This is a genomic window from Allobosea sp. NPDC003192, from assembly GCF_050275675.1.
GTDB lineage: Bacteria > Pseudomonadota > Alphaproteobacteria > Rhizobiales > Beijerinckiaceae > Allobosea.
On record NZ_JBNNPK010000012.1, the window covers coordinates 13,536 to 40,251 of the forward strand.

General features: G+C 66.0%; 22 protein-coding genes. 11 read left to right on the forward strand and 11 right to left on the reverse strand.

The genetic code is table 11. The features are described 5' to 3' along the window. Positions 1-4: 4 nt before the first annotated feature. Together ACQKLX_RS16875 and ACQKLX_RS16880 are read right to left on the reverse strand one after the other, a co-directional pair. Complete coding sequence (locus tag ACQKLX_RS16875; protein ID WP_427362732.1) at positions 5-1,015, reverse strand: hypothetical protein; 1,011 nt, start codon at positions 1,013-1,015, stop codon at positions 5-7. A gap of 102 nt (positions 1,016-1,117) precedes the next feature. Beyond that, positions 1,118-2,407, reverse strand: a complete 1,290-nt coding sequence (locus ACQKLX_RS16880) for a flavin monoamine oxidase family protein (RefSeq protein ID WP_427362733.1) — start codon at positions 2,405-2,407, stop codon at positions 1,118-1,120. 379 nt (positions 2,408-2,786) lie between these two features. Between ACQKLX_RS16880 and ACQKLX_RS16885 the strand changes: the two genes are divergently transcribed. Next, positions 2,787-5,060 carry a TonB-dependent hemoglobin/transferrin/lactoferrin family receptor gene (locus ACQKLX_RS16885; RefSeq protein WP_427362734.1) on the forward strand — a complete coding sequence of 758 codons (2,274 nt, stop codon included), beginning with the start codon at positions 2,787-2,789 and terminating at the stop codon, positions 5,058-5,060. Between the two features lie 305 nt (positions 5,061-5,365). Further along, complete coding sequence (locus ACQKLX_RS16890; RefSeq protein ID WP_427362735.1) at positions 5,366-6,814, forward strand: hypothetical protein; 1,449 nt, start codon at positions 5,366-5,368, stop codon at positions 6,812-6,814. 33 nt (positions 6,815-6,847) lie between these two features. Here ACQKLX_RS16890 and ACQKLX_RS16895 read toward each other — a convergent pair whose 3' ends face one another. The 4 genes from ACQKLX_RS16895 to ACQKLX_RS16910 form a co-directional block, all read right to left on the reverse strand. Beyond that, entirely contained in the window at positions 6,848-7,645 is a 798-nt protein-coding gene (locus tag ACQKLX_RS16895) for an RNA methyltransferase (RefSeq protein WP_427362736.1), read from the reverse strand. 76 nt (positions 7,646-7,721) lie between these two features. Then, entirely contained in the window at positions 7,722-9,899 is a 2,178-nt protein-coding gene (locus ACQKLX_RS16900; protein WP_427362737.1) for a methyl-accepting chemotaxis protein, read from the reverse strand. A 128-nt stretch (positions 9,900-10,027) separates the two neighbouring features. Further along, positions 10,028-12,544, reverse strand: coding sequence for a methyl-accepting chemotaxis protein (locus tag ACQKLX_RS16905; RefSeq protein WP_427362738.1), 2,517 nt, complete (start codon positions 12,542-12,544; stop codon positions 10,028-10,030). A 138-nt stretch (positions 12,545-12,682) separates the two neighbouring features. After that, positions 12,683-13,825, reverse strand: a complete 1,143-nt coding sequence (locus ACQKLX_RS16910; protein WP_427362739.1) for a dipeptidase — start codon at positions 13,823-13,825, stop codon at positions 12,683-12,685. A gap of 399 nt (positions 13,826-14,224) precedes the next feature. Between ACQKLX_RS16910 and ACQKLX_RS16915 the strand changes: the two genes are divergently transcribed. The 7 genes from ACQKLX_RS16915 to ACQKLX_RS16945 all read left to right on the forward strand — a co-directional run bounded on the left by ACQKLX_RS16915 (position 14,225) and on the right by ACQKLX_RS16945 (position 20,584). Next, positions 14,225-15,142: a branched-chain amino acid ABC transporter permease gene (locus tag ACQKLX_RS16915; RefSeq protein ID WP_427362740.1), complete on the forward strand. Its 918-nt coding sequence runs from the start codon at positions 14,225-14,227 to the stop codon at positions 15,140-15,142. 4 nt (positions 15,143-15,146) lie between these two features. Continuing rightward, positions 15,147-16,529: a high-affinity branched-chain amino acid ABC transporter permease LivM gene (livM, locus tag ACQKLX_RS16920; protein WP_427362741.1), complete on the forward strand. Its 1,383-nt coding sequence runs from the start codon at positions 15,147-15,149 to the stop codon at positions 16,527-16,529. Further along, complete coding sequence (locus ACQKLX_RS16925; RefSeq protein ID WP_427362742.1) at positions 16,529-17,365, forward strand: ABC transporter ATP-binding protein; 837 nt, start codon at positions 16,529-16,531, stop codon at positions 17,363-17,365. The genes livM and ACQKLX_RS16925 overlap by 1 nt, the downstream gene beginning before the upstream one ends. Next, positions 17,362-18,093, forward strand: coding sequence for an ABC transporter ATP-binding protein (locus ACQKLX_RS16930; RefSeq protein ID WP_427362743.1), 732 nt, complete (start codon positions 17,362-17,364; stop codon positions 18,091-18,093). The genes ACQKLX_RS16925 and ACQKLX_RS16930 overlap by 4 nt, the downstream gene beginning before the upstream one ends. Positions 18,094-18,122: 29 nt before the next feature. Then, positions 18,123-18,476 (forward strand): DUF6867 family protein, encoded by a 354-nt coding sequence (locus tag ACQKLX_RS16935; protein ID WP_427362744.1) that lies wholly within the window; start codon positions 18,123-18,125, stop codon positions 18,474-18,476. A 146-nt stretch (positions 18,477-18,622) separates the two neighbouring features. Further along, positions 18,623-19,738 (forward strand): branched-chain amino acid ABC transporter substrate-binding protein, encoded by a 1,116-nt coding sequence (locus tag ACQKLX_RS16940; RefSeq protein ID WP_427362745.1) that lies wholly within the window; start codon positions 18,623-18,625, stop codon positions 19,736-19,738. 195 nt (positions 19,739-19,933) lie between these two features. Beyond that, entirely contained in the window at positions 19,934-20,584 is a 651-nt protein-coding gene (locus tag ACQKLX_RS16945) for a glutathione S-transferase family protein (RefSeq protein ID WP_427362746.1), read from the forward strand. Between the two features lie 34 nt (positions 20,585-20,618). Here the strand turns inward: ACQKLX_RS16945 and ACQKLX_RS16950 are convergent, their stop codons facing one another. Together ACQKLX_RS16950 and purB are read right to left on the reverse strand one after the other, a co-directional pair. Beyond that, the gene (locus ACQKLX_RS16950; protein WP_427362747.1) at positions 20,619-21,179 is read right to left on the reverse strand and encodes an RBBP9/YdeN family alpha/beta hydrolase; all 561 of its coding nucleotides are present in this window, start codon (positions 21,177-21,179) and stop codon (positions 20,619-20,621) included. Positions 21,180-21,222: 43 nt separating this feature from the next. Beyond that, positions 21,223-22,530, reverse strand: a complete 1,308-nt coding sequence (gene purB / locus ACQKLX_RS16955; protein ID WP_427362748.1) for an adenylosuccinate lyase — start codon at positions 22,528-22,530, stop codon at positions 21,223-21,225. A gap of 181 nt (positions 22,531-22,711) precedes the next feature. On the opposite strand from purB, the gene ACQKLX_RS16960 reads away from it, so the two are divergent. Then, positions 22,712-23,062: a DUF1428 domain-containing protein gene (locus ACQKLX_RS16960; RefSeq protein ID WP_427362749.1), complete on the forward strand. Its 351-nt coding sequence runs from the start codon at positions 22,712-22,714 to the stop codon at positions 23,060-23,062. 4 nt (positions 23,063-23,066) lie between these two features. Here ACQKLX_RS16960 and rpe read toward each other — a convergent pair whose 3' ends face one another. Genes rpe through ACQKLX_RS16975 form a run of 3 tightly spaced genes read right to left on the reverse strand, consistent with a single transcriptional unit; the run spans position 23,067 to position 25,523 of the window. Further along, entirely contained in the window at positions 23,067-23,747 is a 681-nt protein-coding gene (gene rpe / locus ACQKLX_RS16965) for a ribulose-phosphate 3-epimerase (protein WP_427362750.1), read from the reverse strand. A gap of 52 nt (positions 23,748-23,799) precedes the next feature. After that, positions 23,800-24,477, reverse strand: coding sequence for a glutathione S-transferase family protein (locus ACQKLX_RS16970; protein ID WP_427362751.1), 678 nt, complete (start codon positions 24,475-24,477; stop codon positions 23,800-23,802). Positions 24,478-24,524: 47 nt separating this feature from the next. After that, positions 24,525-25,523 (reverse strand): hypothetical protein, encoded by a 999-nt coding sequence (locus tag ACQKLX_RS16975; RefSeq protein ID WP_427362752.1) that lies wholly within the window; start codon positions 25,521-25,523, stop codon positions 24,525-24,527. A gap of 93 nt (positions 25,524-25,616) precedes the next feature. Here ACQKLX_RS16975 and ACQKLX_RS16980 point away from each other — a divergent pair, with 93 nt between their 5' ends. Next, the gene (locus tag ACQKLX_RS16980; RefSeq protein ID WP_427362753.1) at positions 25,617-26,666 is read left to right on the forward strand and encodes a methyltransferase, TIGR04325 family; all 1,050 of its coding nucleotides are present in this window, start codon (positions 25,617-25,619) and stop codon (positions 26,664-26,666) included. Positions 26,667-26,716 lie beyond the last annotated feature (50 nt).

Here is a 26,716-nt window from a genome sequence, read left to right on the forward strand (position 1 = left end):
GCCGTTACTGCACCGAGGTCAGCGCTGCGCGCTGGAAGTCGGTGCGGCGTTGCTGGTGCAGCGAGCCATCTCCCGTGGTCACGACCGAGAACATCACGAAGCCGCCCTGCTTGCGCGGCAGCACATAGAATTCGGAATAGCGGGCATCGCCGCCATTCTCGCAGGAGGAGAAGCCGCGCAGCACGCTGGCGCCCTCGACCGTGTCGGTGGTCCGGCCGGATGCGAACCGGCCCTGGCAGCCGCGGGCATCGGCAGCGGAAACCATGGCGGCGACGTCGACATCCTTCTGGTTCGGATTCGCCAGCACGCGCACGAGGCCGGTCGCGCCCTTGGCACGCCATCCGGCGCCGTTGTTGCCAATGCCGGACGGCGCTTCCGGGCCGCTCAGCACCTTCGGTTCGGGCAGTTGCGTCTTGAGCAGGAAATTGGTCGCGAGCGTCACCGCCTCGAGCTGGATCGCCGGGTCGGTCGCGGCGGCGGCGGTGGTGCCGCCGCCTTGCGCCGGCGCCGGCGTGCCGGGGGCGACCTTGAGATTGGCGTTGGTCTTCACGCAGTCGAGCAGCGCCGGCATGATCTCGGCGGTCGACGTCAGGCGGAAGGTGTAGCGCGCGCCGAGCATGTTGGCTTCGAGGAACTCGGCGCCGCGGAAAGCGCGGACGATGTTGGAGTTCGCCGGCATGGTCACGACGACGAGCTGCGGCTGCACCGCCTTGGCGTTGATGCGGACGATGTCGTTGCGGTCGAAAGCCAGCTCCATTGGCACGCTGTCGCCCGGCTTCAACCCCCAGGCCCGGTTGGAGAAGCCGAGATTCCAGCCATAACTGCTGTTGAGCGAGGCGTGCATGGTGACGCCGCTCTTGTAGCTGGCCGAGACGGCGCAATGCGAGAAGTCGCCGGTCTGGTTGTTGGTGAAGGCGCCGCCGGCCCAGTTGCCGACCGAGAATTTCGCATAGGGTCCGGCGGCGAGCGCCGGCGAGGCCAGCAGGACGCCGGCGAGAATGAGCGTCGGGCGCATCATCAGGCTCCGCATCGATCCCCAGCGTCGCCATGGTGGCAAAGGCTGGGCGGGTCGGGCAAGCCTTGTGCGGGATTGAGCCGATCTCGGCTCCTCCGGTGCCTAGACTTTGAGCCGAGCCACGGCTGCAGCGGCCGTCCGGCCGGCAAGTGTCGCGCCGCCGGCAGTCATGGCGCCGCCGCCGGCGGTGGCCTCGCCGGCGAGCCAGAGCTTGCCGCCGACCGGCTCGGCGAGGATGTCCCGCGCACCTGCGTGGCCCGGCATGCAGACCGAATAGGAGCCGTGCGAGAACGGGTCGGTCCACCAGGCGGGAAAGGAGACCGGGCCGGCCGCCTTGCGGAACTCGCCGCCGATCATCGCGGCGAGCAAGTCGACGATCTGTTCGCGGGCGACGTCGGGTCCGGCGGTCGAGAGATCGCGGGCGAAATCGCCGCCGCAATAGCCGATGACGATGCCCTGATCGCCGGGAAAAAGATCGAAGCTGATCAGCCTCGTCGCCGCTCCGGCTTCGAAATAGGTCGTGCCTGGCGCGATGCCGAAGCGTTCATCGACCTTGAGCGCGATCTTGGTGAGCGCGCCCATGCCGATGCCGGCGAGCGCGTCGCGAGTGCGGGCGGGGAGCTGCGGCGTGAAGCGGATCGCGCCGGCCTTCAGCACGCCGACCGGCACGGTGACGATGCAGGCGCGGGCTCTCAACGTTCCCGCGGCGGTGGTGACGGCGACGCGCGAGCCACTCCAGTCGATCGCCGTCACCGGCTGGTTCAGGCGGATGTCGAGGCCTTCGGCGTAGCGGGCGACGAGATTGCCGTAGCCGCTCGGCACGACATAGTCCTCGCCCGCCCAGAGCCGCTGATAGTCCCGCGCCGAGATGCGTGCCGATTCCTCGCCGATCGAGAGCAGCATGCCGGAGGCCGCGACGGGCGCGAGATCGGGACCGAGATCGCTCAGCACCTCGGCGACCGAGAGGTCGCGTGCCTCGAGATCGGCATTGTCGAGCCGGCGGTCGATCTCGCCGAAGGCGCCGCGCCGGCGAGCGCGATCGCCGGCGGGCATGGGATTGCCGCTCTGGAAGAGCTGGAAGCTGCTGCCCCAGCTTTCATTCGGAGTTGCCACGGAAAGCTCGCGGGCGATCTCGGTCCAGGGATTGCGTTCGGCCCAGTGGATGAACATCGCCCCGGCGTCATAGGGGGGACCCAGCGAGGAATCGGTGAAGGTCCGGCCGCCGAGCCGGCCGCGCGCTTCGAGCACGATCACTGAGCGGCCCGCCGCCCGGAGCTGCTTTGCCGCGGCGATGCCGGCGGCGCCGGCGCCGATCACGATCACGTCGGGCTCGGCGGCGCGCGCGGGGAGAAGGTCGCCGGCAAGGTTTGCTGCCAGCGCGCCTGATCCCATCAGCCATCTCCGGCGGTCGAGCATGAAGAGCGGTCCGTATCTGCGGCGGGCTCAGGATGCCAGCCGCTTTTCGCGCTGCAATACACGACTGCGAGTGCGGCGGGAGCAGGGCCATCACAGCTTTGCGAGGCTGGGGGCGCACCTGCGGTGCGGGTGGTTCGCGGATCAGTTTAGACGAATGAAAAGCTTAGTTTGAAATTCCAATAATTAAGTAATTTATCTCACAACTCGGAGTCTATTGACAGTTAAATTGAGCTTTAATAACCGCTGATGATGAAAGTAAGGCATAAGGCCTAGTTTTCAGGCATTATAAAAAGCAATTCGACTTGGCAAGTCACTTTGGCAGGGCGAATTGCTTCTCAGCGACGGGATATGGGCGATGGGGACGAATTGCAGCGGGCTACGCCATGGCGTAGCGCTTGGGGCCTTGATACTGGCGGTCACGCCGGCGCTGGCACAGCAGCAACGCACCCCCGCACCGACCGTCGCCACCGACCAGGTGCAGCTCGACCAGATCACGGTTCAAGGCGAGCGGCAGGCGGCTCCGCTGCTGCAGGGGCCGACGACCACGACCACCACACGCGCGGAACTCGATCGCGAGCAGGTCCAGAACCTGACGGACCTGTCGAACAGGGTCGAGGCGGGCATCACCTTCAATCGCCAGAACGGATCGCTCAACATCCGCGGCCTCGATGGCGCGCGCGTGCTGACGACGGTCGACGGCATCCGGCAGCCATTCATCATCGACACTCGAATTGGCCGCGCCGGCACCACCGCCTTCGACTTCGATTCGCTGTCTTCGCTCGACCTGCTGCGCGGCGGCAGCGGTGGCGCCACGCTCGGCGGCGGGGCGCTCGGCGGCGCGCTCGCGGTTCGCACGCTGGACCCCGAGGATCTGATCCGTAATGGCCGCTCTTATGGCGCGCTCGCCAAGACCGGCTATGACAGCACCGACCAGGCTTGGTTCGGCAGCGCGGCAGCGGCGGCGCGCATGGGCGGTACCTCCGTCCTGCTGCAGGGCAGCTTCCGCAACGGCAACGAGATCGACAACCGGGGTAGCCTCAAGTCGATCGGCGCGACCCGCACGGCGCCGAACCCGGCGGATTTCAACCAGTACAGCTTCCTCGGCAAGGTCTACCAGCAGGTCGGCGAGGCGCATCGTTTCGGCATCACCGGCGAGTTTTTCAAGCGCGCCGACCGCATCCAGACCAGGACAAGCACGGTTTCCCTGACCGGCAACTTCCGGCCGGGTTCTTACGAGCAGGGCGAGGATGTCGAGCGTAACCGCGTTTCGCTGACTTATGACTACAAGCAGCCCGGCGGCTTCCTCGACGAGGCGCATGCCAACCTCTACTGGCAACGGCTGAAGCGCAACGATCTCGTCAATGCCTGGCGCTACACCAGCATTGTCGGGCCCTATACCCGCGACAACGAGAGCGAGGAAAACGCCTATGGCTTCAATGCCTATGGCGTGAAGAACTTCCAGACGGGGCTGGCCTCGCACCGTCTGACCTTCGGCACCGAGCTGCGCATGTCGACGCTGAAGCAGTACTCAGCCGGTGTCGACAACTGCCCGCCGCGGCCGGCATCCGGACGCTTCACGGGCGCTTTCGCGACCTGCAACAACCTGTTCACCAACCAGGCCGACCAGCCCAAGGTCGACGGACGGCTCGTCGGTCTCTACGTGCAGGACGAAATCGGCCTGCTCGACAACCGCCTGCGTGTCACGCCGGGCGTGCGCTTCGACTGGTATGAGGAGAAGCCGCAGCCGACGCTGGCCTATTCGCTGGGCGGCTCGCGTCCGGTCGGCCTGCCGCCATCCTCGAGCGAATCCGGCTGGTCGCCGCGCATCAGGCTGGAATACGACATCCTGAAGAACGCCCCTGTCGTGAAGGACGTCACCGTCTTCGCGCAATGGGCCAAGAGCTTCCGGGCGCCGACGGCCGACGAGCTCTATGGCCGCTTCGGCGGTCCGAGCACCTATCTTCGCACCGGCAATCCGCTGCTGCGTCCGGAGGAGGGCAACGGCATCGATGTCGGCTTCCGCTTCGGCGACAAGCAGTTCGGTGGTTCGGTCACCTATTTCTACACGAAGTATCGCGATTTCATCGAGCAGCTGCAGGTTCAGGCCCCGGGTGTCGGCGGCCTGTATCCGCAGGGCGGCATCACCAGCTACCGGAACATCCCGCGCGCCGAGATCTCCGGTGTCGAGGCGAACATGCAATACGCCTTCGCGCCGAACTGGCTTGTGCGTGGCTCCTTCGCCTATACGCGCGGCAAGAACACGAGCGACCACGTCTATCTCAACTCGATCCCGCCGATGCAGGGCATCGTCGCGATCGCCTATGGCACCGACGTTTGGGGCGCCGAGGTTTCGACCAAGCTCGCCGGACGGCGCGACAATGTCGGCGTGACCCCCGCTGGTGTCGCCACCGGCTTCAAGGCGCCGGGCTACGCGATCTTCAATGCCACGGCCTGGTGGCGGCCGCTGCCGCAGGTGGCGGATCTCGAGCTGCAGATCGGCCTCTACAACATCTTCGACCGCAAGTATTTTGATGCGGCCAACGTGCCGACCGGCGTGCTGGCGCAGGCCCGCGACTATTACAGCGAGCCCGGCCGCACGGTGAAGGCGACGCTCAAGTACCAGTTCTGAGCGCTTCGAGTTTCGAGACTTGACTTCAGCCGGCCCTCACGGGCCGGCTTTTTTGTTGGCGCGTTGGCTGTTTTAGCTCGGAAGAAGAGACTGTGAAGCGTCGCGAGGCGGCTGGGTATGAAAATGCGCCGGTCCCGAACGTGGCGGTACGAGCATGGCTGAGCTGGAGGCGTCCGCAGCGCTTTGTTCAAAGACGACTTGAGACCTGCAGGCCGGACACGTCGACCGGTTCCTTCAAATGAAGGACGCCTTCTCGAAACGATGATGGCAGATGTCTCATTTCTCCCGCCGAGAAAGGTCGTCCCATGGCCAATCAGGATATTATCGGGACTTGGATGGTGAAGTTCCGGAACTGGACGTGGGAGTACATCTTCACGGACGACAGAAAGGTTACGTGGCGCGACCCGTTGAATCAGATGTCGGGAAAGGGGCGCTGGTCCGAGACGCCGAAGCTGATCAATATCATATGGGAATCGAAGACAGCTGAAAGCTGGCATCTTCCCATCAACCCGGCCAAGCAAACAGGATGGTACAGGGCGAGTTACGGCGAAGGCCCGCTCTCAGCACAAAAGGAGGCAAAGCGAGCCGCCAACGAGAGCGTTGGACCTCGCGACGCGACAAAGTACTTCGCAAAGCCGTCATTCGCCAGCAGTGATGGCGCCATTCTCAGCGATGATGGCCGCTTGAGCCTTCAGGAGATCGACCACGGCGGACGAGCGCTCGTCGGGGTCGCGGGAGTGGCAGGCTGGGGGGACGTTACGCTGACCGTCGCCGACCCAATGATCGTGGGCATCGAGAATGAAGCTGCGGTCAACGAATGGATTTCCGACATCCGCGTGACGTTCAAAGTGATCGGCTTCAAGCCGGGGGAGACGGAGGTCGCAGCGAGTTCAAACGGCAATACGTTTGCCGTCATGAAAGTCAGGGTTACCTCTCAGGGGGCGAAGCAACTCGTTTTCGTCGATAGCTTTACTCAGGGTTATTACGACCCGGATTTTCGATCTAAAAACGGTGACTGGTCCAAATTTATCATAGTAAAATACCTCGACGATGTCGTCCTTGCTCTGAATATCGATGACATTAGCAGCGAGACGCTCGATCTCGATTCGAAGGCGTCATATGTCAAACAGGGTAGTATCGGGAGTAAAGGCCGATTGTTTCCGCTCAAGATGAACGCATCGACGACACCGAATTTGTATGCGTTGAAGAAACAGGCCATCAACAAGATGTCTATCGACCTGATAGACCTGATGCGTGTTTCGAAAGAGGCCATCATCTTCGTATTGTCCGTCTCTGAGGCTGCAAGGTCCATGCTCGGCAATGCGTTCAAGCAGATGGCGCGCAAGAACGCTCCTCCTCCGGTCCGGCAGTTGCTTCAGGAAGGCGAGGCTGTTGCCGAGGGCGCTGTCGCCCGCACGCTCAGATCCAGAGCCACGGCACAGCAACTAAGACAAATCGCAGCGAACAAGGACGAATGGTGGGTTTGGCGAACGCCCGATAAGGAGGTCGCGTCGAACCAGGCGATCAGGCATACGGGCCTCAATACGCCCAATACAGCCAATGCGCCGAAATCGATCTATGTCAGCCGTGGTTTCAAAGGACCGAATTACGGCAAATACGGTGTTGCCGTCAGATCATCGCAGTTTCGAGGGCGGGCAACTAGCGACGCCCTCGAATTCCTCATAGATGGCGAGATACCGGCTGGCGAAGGCGTGTGGTTCACCATGGATGACGTTATGGCCGCTGGCTTGTAGCCACTACGCGGCGGTGCAGGCATGTCGTTTCCTTCAGGCCTTCGGCTCGCGGCCGGCCTTCGGCCCCTCGGCCAGCGACTTGAAGACGCCGCGCAGGGTGCGCGCTTCCTGTTCGGTCATGTCGAGCCGGTGCAGGATGTCGCGCAGGTTGGCGGTCATGATCGGCTTCTTGCCGGGCGGGAAGAAGCCGCAGCGATCGAGTTCGCCTTCGAGATAGTCGAACATCGAGAGCACGGTGGCGCGGCTCGCCGGCGGGGAGGGGTTGTTCTCGCGGAAGGCCGGCTCGCCGCCATTGCTCTTCAGCCATTCATAGCCGCAGAGCAGCACCGCCTGCGCCAAATTGAGCGAGGCGAAGGCGGGGTTGACCGGGAAGGTCAGGATCGCGTCGGCGAAGCTGATCTCCTCATTGGTCAGGCCGATGCGCTCGCGCCCGAACAGGATGCCGACACGCTCGCCCGTCGTGATGCGTTCGGAGAGATCCGGCATCGCCTCGGCCGGGGTGAAGACGCGCTTCATCTGGCCGCGCTCGCGCGCCGTCGTCGCCAGCACATGGTTGAGATCGGCGATCGCCGCGGCGGCATCGGGGAAGAGCCGGGCATTGTCGAGGATATGGGTGGCGCCGGAGGCGGCCGCCGTCGCGCCCTTCTTCAGGCCGCCGCCGCTCGGCCAGCCATCGCGCGGGGCGACGAGGCGCAGTTCCGTCAGGCCGAAATTTGCCATGGCCCGCGCGCACATGCCGATATTCTCGGCGAGCTGCGGCTCGACGAGGATGACGATGGGGGCCTGTCCCGCGATGGACGGGCGGGTGCGGTCGGTGCCGGAACCGGTCATGTGATGAAAACTGCGTCCTGAAAGAGGGCGCAGCCATGCGCCGGCTGTGCGGCTTCCGTCAACCGCCCAGCGATGATCAGGCGCGGCGGCGCTCGCGGGAGAGGTCGGCCGCATGGCCGGTGCGCCCGGCGTCATCCGTCCGGAACGCCGAGACCAGGCCGTTCAGCCGTTCGATCTGCTGGGCCAGCGCCGTGGCCGAGGCCGCGCTCTGCTCGGCGAGCGCGGCATTCTGCTGGGTCATCTCGTCCATATGGGCGATGGTCTGGCTCATCTCGTCGATGCCGCTGGCCTGCTCGGACGAGGCCGAGGAGACCTCGGTGACCGTCGTCGCGACGCGTTGCGAGGCCTCGACGATCTGGCCGAGCACCGCGCCGGCCGAGCGCACCAATTCGACGCCATCGCCGACCAGCGCATTCGAAGCCTTGATCAACGCCGAGATGCCCTTGGCCGCCTCTGCCGAGCGCTGGGCGAGGGTGCGGACCTCCGAGGCGACGACGGCGAAGCCCTTGCCGGCATCGCCGGCGCGGGCCGCCTCGACCGCAGCGTTCAGTGCCAGCAGGTTTGTCTGGAAGGCGATCTCGTCGATCACCGAGGTGATGTCGGAGATCTTCTTCGAGGCATCCTCGATGCGGGTCATTGCCTGGATTGCGTCTTCGACGGTGGCGCCGCCCTTGCGGGCGATGCCGCTCGCTTCCTGGGAGAGCCTGGCGGCTTGGCGCGAGGCATCGGCCGCGGCCTTGACGGAGGCGGCGAGCTCTTCGGTGGTAGCAGCGCTCTCCTCCAGCGATGAGGCCTGTTCCTCGGTGCGCTTGGAGAGATCGTCGGCGCCGCTGGTGATCTCGCGGCCGGCGGTCGCGACCTCGACGGAGGTCGCCTTGATCGCGTCGACGGTGGCGGCGAGGCGCTCGATCGCCGTGTTGAAGTCCTGCTTCAGCGTCTCGTAGTCGAGTGCGACCGCATCCTCAATCCGGACGGTGAGGTCGCCCTGCGAGAGGCGGGCAAGCGCTTCGGCCAGGAGGGCGACGACCTCGCGCTGCTCGGCGAGCCGCGCGCCCTGCATAGCGGCGGCCTCCTCGCGCTGCCTGACGATGGCGAGGTTCTGACGCTCGGCCTCGGCCCGGCCTTCGCTGGTCTCGGCCTCCAGCCTCAGCACCGCGAGGCCGTTTTCCTTGAAGACCTGCACGGCCTGCGCCATCTGGCCGATCTCGTCGCGACGAGACAGGCCGGCGACGGCAATCTCATAGTCGCCGCCAGCGAGCTTCAGCATGGCGTCGCGCAGGCGGCGCAAGGGCAAAGCGGTAGTGCGGCCGACGATGAAGGCGGCGATCAGGCCGAGCACGAGCGCGGCCGCGATCGTTCCCAAGATGATCCCTTGCGTCCAGCTCTGCGCCTCGGCAAGGCGGGCGCCAGCCTGCGCCTCCTCGGTCGAGAGCCGGGTTTCGAGCTCCCGCAGCGGCGGGGCGATCAGGTCGAACTCGCCCGAGAGCTTCTCGCCGGCGAGCATGAAGTCCTTCTCGGCCTTGCTCCAGGCCGGAACGATCTCGGCATAGGCCTTGAAGGCCGGTTCGATCTCGGTCTTGGTTTCGGCCGGGACGCCCGGGCGGGCGAGCGCGCGCTCGAAGCGGCCCTGCTCGACCTCCCATTGGCCGAGCAGGCTCTCGTCGAGGGAGAGGCGATAGGCGGCGTCGATCCGGCGCAAGGCCGCAAGGATGCCGGGGAGGCGCGCGAGGTCGGGCGAGTCGGAGCCCATGCTGTTGGAGCGGACCTTGGTCTCCAGCGCTTCGGCTGCGTCTTCGAGCCTGGCGGCTAGACCGTCCGGCGCAGCCGCGCGCAAGGCGAGCTGCATCGCCCCGATGGCGGTGAAGTCTGCCTCGATCGCCTTCAGCGGCGCGTCGAGCGCGGCGATGCTGTCGCGCACCCGCTCGGCTCCGCTCGCCGCGCCGAGGCGGGCAACTGCTTGCTTGAGTGATTCAAGACCGGCCTTGAAGTCGTTGATATCAGTCGTTTCCTGCCGGAATCGGACATCGCGGCTCTGCGCCTTCAAGGCGAAGCTCGCGGCGCGCACCTCGCGCGAGCGGGCGGCCAGCGCGGAATAGGCCTTGTGGTCCTCGAAGGCCGCGGTGAGGCGGCTGCTGCCGGTCCAGGACGCTGCGCCGATCAAGACGAGACCGAGAACGAAGACGACGCTGACCAGCGCGATCCGGAGCTGGATCGTCAGGCGCGATGCGGCCGAGCGTGACACTACGATAGACAACGCCCTGGCCCTCCCGCCCGACGAAGATCGGGCGAAAGCCTGCCAAATCATGCTTAATGTTCCGCTAAACGCAGAGCGGGCGCGGCTTGAGCCGCGCCCGCTTTTTTGTCGGAGACGATCGATGCGTCCTAGAACTCTTCCCAGCCGGCATCGTCCGAGCGGGCATTGGCGCGCTTGCGGGCGGGGGCCTGATGCGGCGCCGCCTTCTGCTGGTCCGCGATCGCTGCAGCGAGCTTGCGCAGACGCTCTGGTTCCGCCCCCCGGCCGGTGGCGATCGCCGCCAGATCGGAGGTACGCAGAGGCGGGGGAGCATAGGGCGCAGCAGTGGCCGGCGCCCGAGCGATCGGCGCCAGTTCGTCACCGGTCTTGAAGGCGGCGACCAGGGCGTTGAGCTCGGCGATCTTGCCGGCGAGGGCGTTGGCGCTGGCGGCGCTTTGCTCGGCGAGCGCTGCGTTCGCCTGGGTCATCTCATCCATATGGGCGACGGTCTGGCTCATCTCCTCGATGCCGTTGGCCTGCTCGGCCGAGGCGGTCGCGACCTCCGAGATGGTGGTCTGCACGCCGCGCGAGGCATCGACGATGCGGGTCAGCGCATCGCCGGCCTGACGGACCAGCTTCACGCCGGACTCGATTTCGCTGTTCGAGGAGGAGATCAGCCCCGAAATGTCCTTGGCCGCTTCGCCCGAACGCTGCGCCAGGGTGCGGACTTCGCTGGCGACGACGGCGAAGCCCTTGCCGGCATCGCCGGCGCGGGCGGCTTCCACGGCGGCGTTGAGCGCCAGCAGGTTGGTCTGGAAGGCGATGCCGTCGATCACCGAGACGATCTCGGAGATCTTCTTCGAGGCGTCCTCGATCCTGGCCATGGCCGCGACCGCCTCGCCGGCGATGGTGCCACCGTCCTGCGCAACCTGCATCGCCTGGCCGGCCTGGCGTACCGCTTGCTGGGACGCCTGGGCGGAAGCCTTGACCGAGGCCGCGAGCTCTTCGGTCGTCGCCGCGCTCTCCTCCAGGGAGGAGGCCTGCTCCTCGGTGCGCTTGGAGAGGTCGTCGGCGCCGGTCGAGATCTCGCGGGCCGAGAGGCCGACATCCGAGGCGTTGGCCTGGATCGTCCGCATCGTCGTCGAGAGCCGTTCGGCGGTCTGGTTGATCGCCTCCTGCAGCGCGGCGAAGCGGCCGCGATAGCCGGTCGTCACGCGGTGGGTGAGGTCGCCGGCAGCGAGCGACTGCATCGCATCGGCGAATTCGGTGGTCGCGGCATCGACGACGGCATTGATCTCGTTGACGCCCTCGACCAGTTCGCGCAGCGGGCCGTCGACATCGCCGGCCTCAGCCTGGCCGGAGAAGTCGCCGGCGCGGGCCGCCGCGACGATCCCAGCGACCTCGCCGACGAGCGTGCGGACCTTGGCGGCCTGTTCGGCATCGGCCAGCATCGCGACCTCGCGGTCGCGCCGGTTTGTCTCCAGTGCAAGCGCGTTCTGGCGGTAATCCTCCAGCGCGCCGCTCAGCGTGCCAATCTCGTCGGGGCAGGGCGGAGCCGGGATCTTCTGGGCAAAGTCACCGGCCTGCATGCCGGCGAGCGAGGTCTGCAGCTGGACCAGGGGCCGGGTGATGCGGCGCTGCACGCCGCGCCAGCTCACGACGCAGATGGCGAGCAGAGCGAGGAACAGGCCGCCGGTGACGGCAAGTCGGGTCCAGGCTCGCGCCAGCGTCGCCTGTGTCACGTTCTCCATCTCGTCGAAGGACTGGCCGACGGCAGCAAGGATCGTATTGAACGGGCCGTTGCACTGCTTGGTCCATTCCTCGGCGCCGACGACTGGGCTGCTGCCCTGGCCGACGCGGCCGATCTGCTCGTCCATCAGCCGGTTGGCGGCCGTGACCTCGGCGTTCATCGCGCCGACCTTGCGCGCCAGCTCGGGGCTGACGCCGGGGCGCGCCGCCAGCTGGGTCAACTGGGCGACGCTCGAGTCGGAGGCGCCGCGCATCTCGCCGAGCCGGCGCAGCTGCGCCGCATCCATCGGCTTGTTGCTGCCGAAGACCGGGCGCAGCACCGAGCACTGCGTGCCGTAGCTCGAGCGCACACGCCAGCCGGCGGCCTTGAAATTCTGGAGATCGGCGAGCGCCGGATCGGACATGCGGACCGCGGTCGAGGTCGCATCGGACGCAGTGGTCATCGCGGTCTCGATGTCGCCGACGCCATTGTACCAAGGCATGGTGGCGGCGAGGCTGCGCTGTGGCTTGGGCTTGCCGGCCTCGGCGTAGATGTCCGCCAGCTTTGCCGCGGTCGCCTTCTCCTTCTGGTCGATCGCGTCGGCGAGCGCCTTGCGGTCGGCGAGGTCCGTGCCCCGCAGGAGGACCATGGCGCTGCCGAGCGCGTCGCGATTGGCCTGCTCGATCTTCTTCAGCGTCGGTGTCGGGTCATCCGCGACCTGGATCGCAGTCTGGGCCTGGCCGCGGTTGGAGCGGATCGTGTTGCCGGCGTTGAGGAGGGCCTCGTCGGCGGCGACCAGCTCGACCAGCCGGCGGCTAGTCAGCACGTCCTCGACGGATTGTTCGGCGAGAAAGGCGAGCGCACCGAGGCCGGGCACGCACAGGCATGCCATGGTGGCGACGAGATAGGTTCTGATCGAAGCGGGAAAGAGATTCACGGGTGCTGTCCGGGCTGTTCTGGCGCGGGACAGGGGACTCGCTAGCGCTCCGCCCCCGCTCGCAATGTCGGGCCCGGCAGTTCTGGCATCACACCCTTAAAATTTTGCCTCAATTTCGCCTTGCCGTCGCAGCCGCACTCAGCGCGCGGCGACGCTCGCGACCGAGCGCATCACCCGCAGCATGTTGCCGCCGGCGAGCTTGGCGAGATTCCCGTCCGACCAGCCGCGGCGGATCAGCTCGGCGATCACGGCCGGGAAGGTCGAGGCGTCCTCGATGCCTTCCGGGGTAAGGCCGCCGAAGAAGTCGGAGCCGATGCCGATATGATCGTGGCCGATCCGCTTGGCGAGATAGTCGACATGGTCGCAATACTGCGCCAGCGTCGACTTCGGCCGGGGGCCGGTGGTGCGGACGATCTCGGCCTCGGCCTTCTTGTAGTCGAGCCCCTCCGGCGTCTTGCCGTACTGGTCTTTTGCCGGCCGGTGCCAGTCGCGCGAGGCCTGGCTGATGAAATCCGGCACGAAGGTCGCCATCACCAGCCCGTCCTTGCCGGCGATGCGGTCGAGCACGTCGTCCGGGACATTGCGCGGATGGTCGCAGAGCGAGAAGGCGTTGGAGTGAGACCAGACCACCGGCGCCTCGCTGATGTCGAGCACGTCATGCATCACCTTGGGCGCGACATGGGCGAGGTCGACGATCATGCCGAGCCGGTTCATCCGGCCGATCACCTCCTTGCCGAAGGCTGAAAGGCCATTGTGACGCGGCGCATCGGTCGCCGAATCGCACCAGTCGTGGGTGTCGTTGTGGCAGAGCGTCATCAGGCGGACGCCGAGATCCCAATAGGCGTCGAGCGCGTCGAGCTCGTTGTCGAGCGCCGAGCCGTTCTCGATCGTCATGAACAGCGCGATGCGCCCTTCCTTCTTGGCGGTCTCGACATCGTCAGCCGAGAGGCCCGGCCGGAAGACGTCGGCATGACGCTCCCAGATCCGGCGCATCAGCGCGATCTGCGCCAGCGCGAAGCCGGCGGGCTTGGGATGGTTCGGCGGGACATAAGCCGCGAAGAACTGGCCGGCGAGCTTGCCGGCGCGCATGCGCGGGATGTCGGTGTCGGTCTCGGGATGGACCTTGCCGAGATCATAGACCTCGAGATCGCCTTTCGCGCTCCGGTCGAGCCGCACGACATAGGGCAGGTCGTTATGGCCGTCGATCAGCGGGACGCGGTCGAGCAGGGCAAGCGCCTTGTCATAGGCGGCGTCGGCGAGAGGAGGGGTGGCGAGGACCATGGCGCACCTGGGAAGCGGGATTCGCGGGAGGGTGATGGTGGCAGCGCTCGGCGCCGTGCGCGAGGCCAAATGCGCATGCCTTGAACGCGATCGAAGCCGCCATTCCGGTATCTCGCGCCCTGGTGGTGCGACATCAGCGACGCCAGGGTCCGATATCGCAGGATCGTGTACTGCATGCCGAGCAATCATCTTGCGCCGAATGCGCGCAGGGCCGCAGCATCGGCTGCCTATTGCATATGCAATGTCACGCAGATTGCTTTTGACAGAAATGTGGCGCGGAGTGATTGTCGAGCGCGCAGACGGTTGGTAGCTCTGCGCCGAAATCGCATCCCGCATGCGCCGGTGTCATGCCACGCAGAAAAGAACGGGTAACTGATTCGAGGGGTTAGGCGTCGTTCCATGGAAGTATTCGTCCAGCAGCTCATCAATGGGCTGACCCTGGGGTCGATCTACGGCCTCATCGCCATCGGTTACACGATGGTCTTCGGCATCATCGGCATGGTGAATTTCGCCCATGGCGACGTGTTCATGCTGTCGGCCTTCATCGCGCTGATCTTCTTCATGCTGATTTCGGCCTGGCTCGGCGCCGGTCTGATCGTGCTGTCACTGTTCTTCGTTCTGATCCTGGCGATGTTCTTCACCTCGCTGTGGAACTGGACGATCGAGCGGGTGGCCTACCGGCCGTTGCGCGGCTCGTTCCGTCTCGCGCCGCTGATCTCGGCGATCGGCATGTCGATCTTCCTGATGAATTTCGTCCAGGTCGTGCAGGGGCCGCGCAACAAGCCGATCCCGCCGATGCTGAACAAGTCGATCCTGCTGATCGACAGCGCGACCTACCCGGTTTCGATCTCCTACAAGCAGATCGTCATCATCGTGACGACGATCGTGCTGCTCGCCGCCTTCTGGTACCTGGTGCAGAAGACCCCGCTCGGCAGGGCCCAGCGTGCCTGCGAGCAGGATCGCAAGATGGCCTCGCTCCTCGGCATCGACGTCGACCGCACCATCTCGATCACCTTCGTGATGGGCGCGGCGCTCGCGGCGGTCGCCGGCGTCATGTACCTCGTGCTCTACGGCGTCGTGAACTTCGCTGACGGCTTCACGCCGGGCGTCAAGGCCTTCACCGCGGCGGTCCTCGGCGGCATCGGCTCGCTGCCGGGCGCCGTGCTTGGCGGACTGCTGATCGGCCTGATCGAGGTGATGTGGTCGGCCTATTTCACCATCGACTACAAGGACGTCGCCGCCTTCTGCATCCTCGCGGTCGTCCTCGTGTTCATGCCCTCCGGCATTCTCGGCCGGCCGGAAGTCGAGAAGGTCTGAGCCCATGGCAGGAGAGGCATCGATTCCCGCCAAGCGCCAGGCGGACATGACGAGGGCGCTGAAGGAGGCCGCCTTCGCGGCGCTGATCACCTTCGGCCTGTGCATCCCGATCATCGCCTGGGGCACGCGCCAGAACCTCGACAACCAGCTCGTGCTCGATCCGCGCTGGGACGCAGTGGCCTGGGCGGTTGCGATCGTCTTCGTCGGCCGCTTCCTGATGGCGCTGCGCCAGCAGAAGCGCGGTGAGGGCAAGTCGATCGTGCGGCTGCTGCCGCATGGCACGGTCGGCTTCTTCCAGCGCCATTCGCGGATCTTCTCGCTGTTCGGCCTCGGCTTCCTGCTGACCTTCCCGATCATCGCGATCAACCTCGCGGGCTGGGGCGGGGCGCTGAAATGGATCGACAACTTCGGCGTCCAGATCCTGATCTACGTCATGCTCGGCTGGGGGCTGAACATCGTCGTCGGCCTCGCCGGCCTGCTCGACCTCGGCTATGTCGCCTTCTATGCGGTCGGCGCCTATTCCTATGCGCTGCTGGCCAAGAATTTCGGCCTGTCCTTCTGGGTGCTGCTGCCGCTCGCCGGCATCCTCGCCGCCTTCTGGGGGATCATCCTCGGCTTCCCGGTGCTGCGGCTGCGCGGCGACTACCTCGCCATCGTGACGCTGGCCTTCGGCGAGATCATCCGCCTCGTCCTGGTCAACTGGACGGATTTCTCGAACGGCTATGCCGGCATCTCCGGTATCCCAAGGCCGACCTTCTTCGGGATACCGTTCACGGCGGCCGATGACGGCTTCGCTGCGGTGTTCGGTCTGGAATTCTCACCGCTCTACCGAACCATCTTCCTCTATTACGTCATCCTGATGCTGGCCCTGCTGACCGCCTATGTCAGCCTGCGTTTGCGGCGCCTGCCGGTCGGGCGCGCCTGGGAGGCGCTGCGCGAGGACGAGATCGCCTGCCGCTCGCTCGGCATCAACACCACCAACACCAAGCTGACCGCCTTCTCGCTCGGCGCGATGTTCGGCGGCTTCGCCGGTTCGTTCTTCGCGGCACGGCAAGGCTTCATCTCGCCTGAATCCTTCGTGTTCATGGAATCGGCGGTGATCCTCGCCATCGTCGTGCTCGGCGGCATGGGCTCGCTCTGGGGCTGCGCCATCGCCGCGATCGCGATGATCGGCGGCACCGAGCTGCTGCGCGAGCTCGACTGGATGAAGCAGATCTTCGGTCCGGATTTCGACCCGACCAAGTATCGGATGCTGATCTTCGGCTTCGCCATGGTGGTGATCATGATCTGGAAGCCGCGCGGGCTGATCTCGACGCGAGAGCCGACCGCCTTCCTCAAGGAGAAGAAGGCCATCTCGGCCGATATGGTCCAGGAGGGGCACGGCTGATGACGACCAAGCCGCTTCTCCAGGTCGAGCATCTCACCATGCGCTTCGGCGGCCTGACCGCCGTCAACGACCTCTCCTTCGAGGCCCGCAAGGGCGACATCACGGCGCTGATCGGCCCCAACGGCGCCGGCAAGACCACGGTGTTCAACTGCATCACAGGCTTCTACAAGCCGACTGAGGGCATGATCACGCTGACCCAGGACAGCGGCGACAGCTACCTTCTGGAGCGCATGCCGGATTTCCGCATCGCCTGGAAGGCCAAGGTCGCCCGCACCTTCCAGAACATCCGCCTGTTCGGCGGCATGACGGTGCTGGAGAATCTTCTGGTCGCGCAGCACAATCCGCTGATGATCGCCTCGGGCTTCACCTTCCTCGGTGTGCTCGGGATCGGCGGCTACAAGGCGCGCGAGAAGGAGGCGATCGAAAAGGCGAAGTCCTGGCTCGAGAAGATCAACCTGATCCATCGCGCCGACGACCCCGCCGCCGATCTGCCCTATGGCGACCAGCGCCGCCTCGAGATCGCCCGCGCGATGTGCACCGACCCGGTGCTGCTCTGCCTCGACGAGCCGGCCGCGGGCCTCAATCCGCGCGAGAGCCTCGACCTCAACAACCTGCTCCTGTCGATCCGCAAGGATCACGGCACGGCGCTGCTGCTCATCGAGCACGACATGTCGGTGGTGATGGAAATCTCGGACCATGTCGTGGTGCTCGACTACGGCACCAAGATCGCGGATGGCACGCCGGCCGAGGTGCAGGCCGACCCGAAGGTGATCGCGGCCTATCTCGGCGTCGATGACGAAGAGGTCGAAGCTGTGGAAGCGGAGGTCGGCCTATGAGCGAAGCAGGGGCGCTTCTCTCCGTCCGCGGCGTCAAGACCTATTACGGCAAGATCATCGCGCTGAAGGGCGTCGACGTCGATGTCCGTGCGGGCGAGATCGTGACGATGATCGGCGCCAACGGTGCCGGCAAGTCGACGCTGATGATGACGATCTTCGGCAACCCGCAGGCCCGCGAAGGCACGATCACCTATGAAGGGCGCGACATCACCAGGATGCCGAGCCATGAGATCGCGCGCCTCGGCATCGCGCAATCGCCGGAAGGCCGGCGCATCTTCCCGCGCATGACCGTCTTCGAGAACCTGCAGATGGGCGCCGCCGTCGCCGGCATGCAGCATTTCGACGAGGACCTCGAGAGGATCTGCAAGCTCTTCCCGCGCGTGAAGGAGCGCCTGCAGCAGCGCGGCGGCACGCTCTCGGGCGGCGAGCAGCAGATGGTGGCGATCGCGCGCGCCCTGATGGCGCGGCCGAAGCTGCTGATGCTCGACGAGCCCTCGCTCGGCCTCGCGCCGCTGATCGTCAAGCAGATATTCGAGGCGATCAAGGAGCTCAACCGCAGCCAGGGGCTGACCGTGTTCCTGGTCGAGCAGAACGCCTTCCATGCGCTCAAGCTCGCCCATCGCGGCTATGTCATGGTCAACGGCGTCATCACCATGAGCGGCACCGGCAAGGAGCTGCTCGCCAATCCGCAGGTGCGGGCCGCATATCTTGAAGGCGGCCGGCATTGAGCGCCGCAGCTTTTCGACGGAGCTGATCGATGCAGGGCATTCTCTATGAGGAGCCGACCATCTGGCTCTTCCTGCTGGTGACCGTGGTGATGGGCGGCTGGGCCGCTTGGATGACGGGAAGGGCGGTGGCGATCACCTGGCGCCCGCCGATCCAGCTCGTCTTTTACACGCTGATCCTCGGGCTGGTGATCCGCTTCATCCACTTCGCCCTGTTCGAGGCGACGCTGCTGTCGCCGCACTACTATATCGTCGACACGCTGGTGCTGCTCGCCTTCAGCCTTGCCGGCTGGCGCTACAACCGGGCGCGTCAGATGACGACGCAATATCGCTGGCTTTACGAGCGCACCGGCCCGTTCAGCTGGAGGCCTCGAGAGAGTTCTTAAGGCGCCGAAAACGCAACCAAAGTTCACGGGGCTTGCCGCGTGACAGCACCGCGAAAAAGCGCAAGACTGCGTTTCACGGTGGCACCACGCGCCGAGACGGGACGGCCAAGCCGGCCCGTAATATACTCACAGGGGAGTCACAACGCATGAAGAAGCTGCTCTTGGGCGGTATTGCCCTTGGCGCGGTCCTCGCCTTTTCGGGCGTAGCGAACGCACAGATCAAGCTCGGCGTCGGCGGCCCGATCACGGGTCCGAATGCGGCGTTCGGCGCGCAGCTGAAGAACGGGGCGGAACAGGCTGCGGAAGACATCAACGCTGCCGGCGGCATCCTGGGCCAGAAGATCCAGATCCTCGTCGGCGACGACGTCTCGGATCCGAAGCAGGGCGTCTCGGTTGCCAACAAGTTCGTCGGCGACGGCGTCAAGATGGTGCTCGGCCACTTCAACTCCGGCGTCACCATGCCGGCGTCGGAAGTCTATGCCGAGAACGGCATCCTGATGATCAGCCCCTCGGCGACCAACCCGAAGATCACCGAGCGTGGTCTCTGGAACGTGTTCCGCACCTGCGGCCGCGATGACCAGCAGGGCTCGGTGGCGGCGGAATACATCGCCAAGAACCTCAAGGGCAAGAAGATCGCCATCGTCCACGACAAGACGACCTATGGCCAGGGCCTCGCCGACGAGACCCGCAAGGGCCTGACCAAGGCCGGCATCAAGGACGTGCTCTATGAAGGCGTCAACGCCGGCGAGAAGGACTTCTCGGCGCTGATCTCGAAGCTGAAGTCGACGGGTGCCGACTACCTCTACTGGGGTGGTCTGCACACCGAAGGCGGCCTGATCGTGCGCCAGATGCGCGACCAGGGCCTGAAGACCGTGCTGATCTCCGGCGACGGCATCACCACCGACGAGTTCGCCACGATCGGCGGCCCCGGCGTCGAAGGCACGCTGATGACCTTCCCGCCGGATCCGCAGAAGCGTCCGGAGGCCGCTGCAGTCCTGAAGAAGTTCGAGGCCCGCAAGTTCAAGCCGGAAGCCTACACGCTCTACAGCTATGCCGCGGTCCAGATCATGGCCGAAGGCGCCAAGCGCGCGAACTCGGTCGACCCCAAGAAGATCGCCGCGGCGCTGCATGGCGGCCAGCCGGTCGACACGGTCATCGGCAAGATCGGCTTCGACAAGAAGGGCGACATCACCCGTCCCGACTACACCGTCTACACCTGGAAGAAGGGTGCCGACGGCAAGATCGGCTATGTCGAGAACTGATCGTCTCTGATTGCCGCAAGGCATGAGACAGGGCCCGCTCCGGAGCGATCCGGGGCGGGTTTTTCTTTAGCCGTGTGTCTTGGCCGAGCGCGGTCGAGAGCCCCTGCGGTCATGAAAAACGACGCGTGCTGTCGGGCGGCGCGACCGCCATTCGTCCTCGGCAAGCACAGCGCGACATAATCACGGGAGCTGCCGATGACCGCCACCATCACCGCCTTCGAACGCTCACCCGACCGCGGCAACGGCCTGGCGCGCGATATGCGCCTGCGCTGGGCGTTCGAGGAGGTCGGTCAGCCCTACGATGTCCGCCTGCTGTCGTTCAAGACGATGAAGGAGCCGGCGCATCTCGCGCTGCAGCCCTTCGGGCAGATTCCGACCTATGAGGACGGCGATCTCGCCCTGTTCGAGTCGGGAGCGATCGTGCTCCATATCGCCGAGTGCCATGCCGGCTTGCTGCCTGACGACGCGAATGCCCGGGCGCGCGCGACCATGTGGATGTTCGCGGCGCTCAACACGCTGGAGCCGCCGATCTTCGACCGCAGCCTGGTCAGGATCCTGGAGCGCGACAAACCCTGGTACGAAGAGCGTCTCGCCGCCCTGGACCAGATCATCCGCAAACGGCTCGAAGGTCTCTCCAACCATCTCGGCGATGCCGAGTGGCTCGACGGCGCGTTCAGCGCAGGAGACCTGCTGATGGTGACGGTGCTGCGCCGACTGCAAGGTTCGGGCATGCTGGAAGAGCACCCGAACCTCGCTGCCTATGTCGCCCGCGCCGAAGCACGGCCGGCCTATCAGCGTGCTTTCGAGGCGCAGCTTGCGGTGTTCACCGCCGCATCGGCGGGCTGACCGAATCTGCTTGGAGGAGCGCTGTACGCCTCGCTCACGCCGCCGTCAGGCTCTTCATGAAGCCGGCGAAGCGCAGCAGCCCGTCAGGCCAGGGGCCGTGCCCGGATTCGGTGTTGAGATGGCCGCTGTCGCCGGCATCGACGAATTCCGAGCCCCAGGCCTGCGCCAGGGCCTTGGCCTCGTCCGGCGTGCAATAGGGGTCGGTCGCACTGGCGATCAGCACCGAGCGGAAGGGCAGGGGCTTTCGCGGGATCGCGGTGAAATCATCGGCCATGCCTGGGATGGCACGCTTGGCCCGCTCGGAGGCCGGAGCCACCAGGAAGGCGCCGGTGACCTCATGCGGCTTCAGATGCTCGGCCGCATGCGCGACCGCGCTGCAGCCGGCCGAATGGGCGACAATGACGACCGGTCTGGTCGCGGCGCGCACCGCGGCGACGATACGATCAGCCCAGCCATCGCGGGTCGGCTTGTACCAGTCCTCCTGCTCGACGCGGCGGGCCGTCGGGAGCTTGGCTTCCCAGCGGCTCTGCCAATGGTCGGGGCCGGAGCCCGACCAGCCGGGGACGATCAGGATGTCGGTGTCTGAAGTTTTCATAGCCGCTAGATAGCGTTCGGTTCCGTGAAATCCAGCTGGCGCCTCACGCTTCCCCGAACACCCGGCGGAAGATCGTGTCGACGTGCTTGAAGTGGTAGCCCTCGTCGAACATCGCCTCGAGCTCAGCCACCGAGAGCTTCGTCGTGACGTCCTTGTCAGCCTTGAGATTGGTGAGGAAGTCCTCGCCATGCTCCCAGGTGCGCATCGCATTGCGCTGGACCATGGAATAGCTGTCCTCGCGGCTGGCGCCGGCCTGGGTCAAAGCGAGCAGGACGCGCTGCGAATTGTGCAGACCGCCGAGCTTGTCGAGATTCTTCCTCATGTTCTGCGGATAGATCAGCAGCTTGTCGACGACGCCAGTGAGGCGCGCCAGCGCGAAATCGAGCGTCACCGTCGCGTCGGGGCCGATCATGCGCTCGACCGAGGAGTGCGAGATGTCGCGCTCATGCCAGAGCGCGACGTTCTCCAGCGCCGGGGTGACCATGCCGCGCACCAGCCGGGCGAGGCCGGTCAGGTTCTCTGTCAGCACCGGGTTGCGCTTGTGCGGCATCGCCGAGGAGCCCTTCTGGCCCGGCGAGAAATACTCCTCGGCCTCATAGACCTCGGTGCGCTGGAGATGGCGGATCTCGGTGGCGAGGCGCTCGACTGATGAGGCGACGACGCCGAGCGTCGCGAAGAACATGGCGTGGCGGTCGCGCGGGATGACCTGGGTCGAGACCGGCTCCGGCGTCAGGCCCATCTTCTGCGCGACATATTCCTCCACCTGCGGGTCGATATTGGCGAAGGTGCCGACGGCGCCGGAGATGGCACAGGTCGCGATCTCGGCGCGCGCCGCGACGAGGCGGGCGCGGCAGCGGTCGAACTCGGCATAGGCCTGGGCGAGCTTGAGGCCGAAGGTCACCGGCTCGGCATGGATGCCGTGCGAGCGGCCGATGGTCGGGGTCAGCTTGTGCTCGAAGGCGCGGCGCCTGATCGCGGCGAGCAGGGCGTCGACATCGGCGATCAGGATGTCGGCGGCGCGGGCGAGCTGCACGGCGAGGGTGGTGTCGAGCACGTCCGAGGAGGTCATGCCCTGGTGGACGAAGCGCGCCTCGGGACCGACGATCTCGGCGAGATGGGTCAGGAAGGCGATGACGTCATGCTTGGTGACGCGCTCGATCTCGTCGATGCGGGCGACGTCGAAGGTCGCGTCCTTGGCCTTGGCCCAGATCGTCGCCGCTGCTTCCTTCGGCACGACGCCGAGCTCGGCGAGCTTGTCGGTGGCGTGCGCCTCGATCTCGAACCAGATGCGGAAGCGCGTCTGCGGCTCCCAGATCGCGACCATCTCGGGGCGGGAATAACGAGGGATCATAGCGGGCTCGCGAGGTGACGATGAAAGGCTCGCCGGCTCGCTAGCACGGACGGGCCGCTGACGGAATGCCGGAGGGCCACTGCTGACAGCTTCGGACCCATGCCCTGCCTAGCGTCCGCGCCGGCTGGGCGGGGTGCTCCTCGCTTCTGGAGCGCCGACAGACCCAAGGAGGAAAAGACTGATGTCCTATGTCGATGGTTTCGTCGCGGCCGTGCCGGCCGCCAATCGCGAGGCTTATACCGAGCACGCCCGCAAGGCAGCGCCGCTGTTCAAGGAGTACGGCGCGACGCGCGTCTTCGAATCCTGGGGCGACGACGTTCCGCGTGGCAAGCAGACCGATTTCTACCGCGCCGTGGCCGCCAAGGACGACGAGGTCGTCGTCTTCTCCTGGGTCGAGTGGCCGAGCAAGGAGGCGCGCGATGCCGGCTGGCAGAAGATCATGGCCGATCCGCGCATGCAGCCGGCCGCCAACCCCATGCCTTTCGACGGGACGCGCCTGATCTATGGCGGCTTCGCCGCGATCGATCTCTGAGTCCTCAGACCCAATCGCCGCGGGCGGTCTCGGCCGCCTTGCGGATGGCGGCGATGTTGCCGGCATAGGCCGACGGCCCGCCCTTGAACACGGCCGAGCCGGCGACCAGCACATCGGCGCCGGCCTTGACGCAGAGTGGCGCCGTCTCAGGCGTGACGCCGCCATCGATCTCGAGCGCGATCGGCCGCTCGCCGATCAACGCCCGCACCTGGGCGATCTTCTCGACCACCGAATGGATGAAGCTCTGGCCGCCGAAGCCGGGGTTGACCGTCATCAAGAGGATGAGATCGACATCGCCGATCAGCGGCTCGGCCGCGCTCGCCGGCGTGCCGGGGTTGAGCACGATGCCGGCCTGCTTGCCCTGCGCCTTGATCGCCTGCAGCGTCCGGTGCGGATGTGCGCCGGCTTCGACATGGAAGGAGATCAGGTCGGCGCCGGCCTTGGCGAAGGCCTCGATGTAGGGATCGACCGGCGCGATCATCAGATGGACGTCGAAGAACTTCTTCGTGTGCGGACGGATCGCCTTCAGCACATCGGGGCCGAAGGTGATGTTGGGCACGAAATGCCCGTCCATCACGTCGCAATGGATCCAGTCGGCACCGGCCTCGTCAATGGCGCGGACCTCCTCGCCGAGCTTGGCGAAATCGGCGGAGAGGATGGAGGGGGCGATGCGGATCGTGCTCATGCGGCGTGGTCTAGCGCCGCGTTGCCGCTCTCGCAATCGCGAAAGGCGGCCCTCACGCTCGCTTCAACGGGAACGAGAGGCGCCGGTCGGCCTCGGCGATCTCGACGGCGGCCTGGGTGAAGGCGGGCCGCAGCTTCAGCCGCTCGAACCAGCGCGACAGGCCGTCGAACGGCGCGAGCGAGGGGCCGCCGAGGCGAAGCGAGAACAGCACGCTCATGAACAGGGCGATATCGGCGACCGAGACGGCGTCGCCGAAGAACTCGCGGCCGGCGAGCCGATCTTCAAGCTCGGCGTAGTGCTTCTCCAGTGCGCGCTCGGCGATCAGCGCGTCGGCCTCCAGCGCGAAGCGCCTGGTCTGGTCGGTGCTCGGCGGGCTGGTGCGATGCATCAGCGGCTTCAGCGCCTGCAGCATGATTTCGTCAGCATAGAGCTCGTCGAGCCGGCAGCGGGCGCGGGCACCGGGGCAAAGCGGAAAGAGCGGTGGCTCAGGATAGGCGTCTTCGAGATATTCTAGGATCACGGTCGAGTCGTAGAGCACGATGCCGTCATCGTTCAGCACCGGGACCTGCCGCTTGGGGTTGATGGCGACGACTTCGGGATGCTTGGGGTCGTAGCCGGTCGTCTGGTTGAACGGCACCATGATGCGCTCGAAGGCGAGATTTTTTTCCCGCAGTGCGATCTCGACCTTGCGCGAGAACAGGCTGAGCGGCCCCGAATAGAGCGTGATCATAACAGGAACTCCGGCTTTGCTTGCCGGAACACTGACAAAGCTTGCAGTCAGCTCGCGTCAGCAGAGATCTCTTTGCGCCTGATGCGGGCCGCGACGCCGCGCAGCAGCCAGGGCAGCAGATAGATCGGGAACTGGGCCAGCGCGAAATAGAGATAGGTGGTCGGCGGCACGCCCGCGCCGAGCGCGGCGACGAGCAGGCCCATATTCCGCTGACCGGTGCCGTAACCGATCATGAAGCGCTCGGAGACCGGGAAACGGCGCAAGGCCAGCCAGGCGGTCGCGAGGCCGACCGTGGAGACGAGGAAGGCGACGGCGAGGAAGAGCGCAACCTGGCCAGGCCGCTCCATCGCCGCCCTGGTGACACCGTCCATCGCCGCGATGGCGAAGACGAAATACATCAGCACGCCGAAGCCATCGAGATTGGGTTTCAGCTCGCGAATGCGCGCAGGGCCGAGCCAGCGCCGGATCGCGAAGGCGACGACCATGCCGCCGCCGATGAACATCACAAGCCGCAAGGCCAGCGCCAGCCGGTCGAGCGGGACGGCGGCCCCCGCCAGCCAGTCGACCAGCAGCGGCGCAATGACCGGGCTCACGATGGTGGTGACGATGACGCCGGCGATGATCAGCGAGGGCTCGAATCCGTAGAGGATCGCGACGGCGGGCGAGGACATGATCGGCGGCGCCGCGCCCATGATCGCGATTCCGAGCAGCAGGCCGGGGTCGAGCGCCTCGCGCCCGAGCACAGCGAGGGCAGCGGCGATCAGCAGCGCGGGGACGAACAGCAGCCACAGGCAGGTCACGATGAGCTTCAGCGGCCGGCGCACCAGCCCGGCGATGACGGTGAGATCGGCGCGCATGAACACGACGGTGGTGAAGCAGAAGATCGTGATCGGCAGGAGCGGGCGCGCCGCCGCCGAGAACTGCGGCAGAGCGAGGCCGAGGAAGATCGAGAGCGCGAAGCCCTGCGTGCCGTAGCGGCCGAGCAGAGCGAGGGCGGAGGCGAGGGCGGCGAGCATCGAGACCGGAGAAGCGAAACGGGGTGCCACACTGGCCGATCCGAAGGGCGGCGTCATCTGGTGCCGGCGCAGGGCGGTACGTCGCCACGATGGGACGAGCGGCGCGGCGGAGCAATCCGGGGCGTGATCGTCGCCGTCACGATATCGACCCCCGGCGCACGCGCTACGGCCGTGGAGGTACCGCCGGTGGCCTTTTCCTCTCGCCCTTTGCGCGCTTGTCTGCGGAAACGCCCGAAATTCCAATGCAGGAGGGGATCAGGGCCGGCGGCTCGCGCCGGGCCCGAGGGGGAAGCTCGCATGAGGGAACTCAGGCGCAGGCACACGCCGCTCAGCGTCGCCCGATGGGCGAGCCGCAAGGCCGCCCGCGCGATGAGCGCCTGGCCCGGCATCAGGCATGTCCACTACGCTTTCCATCGCTGGGAATTCCTGGCGGGGCGAAACGACAGCGGCTACAGCGGCCTGTTCTCGAGCGTCGAGGATGCCGCTCGCTCCGCCCCGATCGCCGTCACCGGATATGATCAGGCGGGCATGGCCGACCTCGACGTCTACAGTCATGCCAGCGGCGAGTTCAGGCCGATGCCGCCGACCGAGTATCCTGCCTTGTTCTGGCTGCGGCCGGCTATCGAAGGCGGCGCCCGCCATCTGTTCGATCTCGGCGGCTATGTCGGGCATGTCTACTACCAGTATTGCGGCTATCTCGATTTTCCCGACGGGTTTTCATGGACGATCTACGACGTGCCGAACATCACGCAGGCCGGCGAACGCATCGCCCGGGAGCGGGGGGACAGGCACCTCAATTTCACCAACGATATCGGCGCGATCGGGGAGGCCGACATCGTCTTCGCCGCCGGCTCGCTCCAGTATCTGAAAGAAGGCTTCCTGCACGAGGCCCTGCGCGGGGCAAGCAGGCTTCCGCCGCACCTGATCATCCACCGGACCGCACTGCATCCGACCCGCTCTTTCGTGACCTTGCAGTCGATCAATCAGAGGTCGGGGCGGATCGCCTTCTGCCCCTATACGGTCGCGCATCGCGAACGCTTTATCAAAGACCTGGAAGCGCTGGGCTACGAGCAGGTCGACGCCTGGACCAAGCAGAGGGCCATCGACGTTCCCCTGCATCCGGAATGCCATGCCGACACTTATTCCGGGCTTTACTTCAGGCTTCGGAATTGAGGCTTGCAACGAGCGCGTCGCCGGCCTGACCAAAGGCGTGCTCTGTCTTC

Coding starts and splice junctions, on each gene's coding strand:
- ACQKLX_RS16945 (WP_427362746.1), top strand. CDS start 19,934: ATGACCGCCACCATCACCGCCTTCGAACGCTCACCCGACCGCGGCAAC.
- ACQKLX_RS16880 (WP_427362733.1), bottom strand. CDS start 2,407: ATGGGATCAGGCGCGCTGGCAGCAAACCTTGCCGGCGACCTTCTCCCC.
- ACQKLX_RS16960 (WP_427362749.1), top strand. CDS start 22,712: ATGTCCTATGTCGATGGTTTCGTCGCGGCCGTGCCGGCCGCCAATCGC.
- ACQKLX_RS16930 (WP_427362743.1), top strand. CDS start 17,362: ATGAGCGAAGCAGGGGCGCTTCTCTCCGTCCGCGGCGTCAAGACCTAT.
- ACQKLX_RS16970 (WP_427362751.1), bottom strand. CDS start 24,477: ATGATCACGCTCTATTCGGGGCCGCTCAGCCTGTTCTCGCGCAAGGTC.
- ACQKLX_RS16895 (WP_427362736.1), bottom strand. CDS start 7,645: ATGACCGGTTCCGGCACCGACCGCACCCGCCCGTCCATCGCGGGACAG.
- ACQKLX_RS16950 (WP_427362747.1), bottom strand. CDS start 21,179: ATGAAAACTTCAGACACCGACATCCTGATCGTCCCCGGCTGGTCGGGC.
- ACQKLX_RS16885 (WP_427362734.1), top strand. CDS start 2,787: ATGGGGACGAATTGCAGCGGGCTACGCCATGGCGTAGCGCTTGGGGCC.
- ACQKLX_RS16935 (WP_427362744.1), top strand. CDS start 18,123: ATGCAGGGCATTCTCTATGAGGAGCCGACCATCTGGCTCTTCCTGCTG.
- purB (WP_427362748.1), bottom strand. CDS start 22,530: ATGATCCCTCGTTATTCCCGCCCCGAGATGGTCGCGATCTGGGAGCCG.
- ACQKLX_RS16940 (WP_427362745.1), top strand. CDS start 18,623: ATGAAGAAGCTGCTCTTGGGCGGTATTGCCCTTGGCGCGGTCCTCGCC.
- ACQKLX_RS16915 (WP_427362740.1), top strand. CDS start 14,225: ATGGAAGTATTCGTCCAGCAGCTCATCAATGGGCTGACCCTGGGGTCG.
- rpe (WP_427362750.1), bottom strand. CDS start 23,747: ATGAGCACGATCCGCATCGCCCCCTCCATCCTCTCCGCCGATTTCGCC.
- ACQKLX_RS16890 (WP_427362735.1), top strand. CDS start 5,366: ATGGCCAATCAGGATATTATCGGGACTTGGATGGTGAAGTTCCGGAAC.
- ACQKLX_RS16910 (WP_427362739.1), bottom strand. CDS start 13,825: ATGGTCCTCGCCACCCCTCCTCTCGCCGACGCCGCCTATGACAAGGCG.
- ACQKLX_RS16875 (WP_427362732.1), bottom strand. CDS start 1,015: ATGCGCCCGACGCTCATTCTCGCCGGCGTCCTGCTGGCCTCGCCGGCG.
- livM (WP_427362741.1), top strand. CDS start 15,147: ATGGCAGGAGAGGCATCGATTCCCGCCAAGCGCCAGGCGGACATGACG.
- ACQKLX_RS16925 (WP_427362742.1), top strand. CDS start 16,529: ATGACGACCAAGCCGCTTCTCCAGGTCGAGCATCTCACCATGCGCTTC.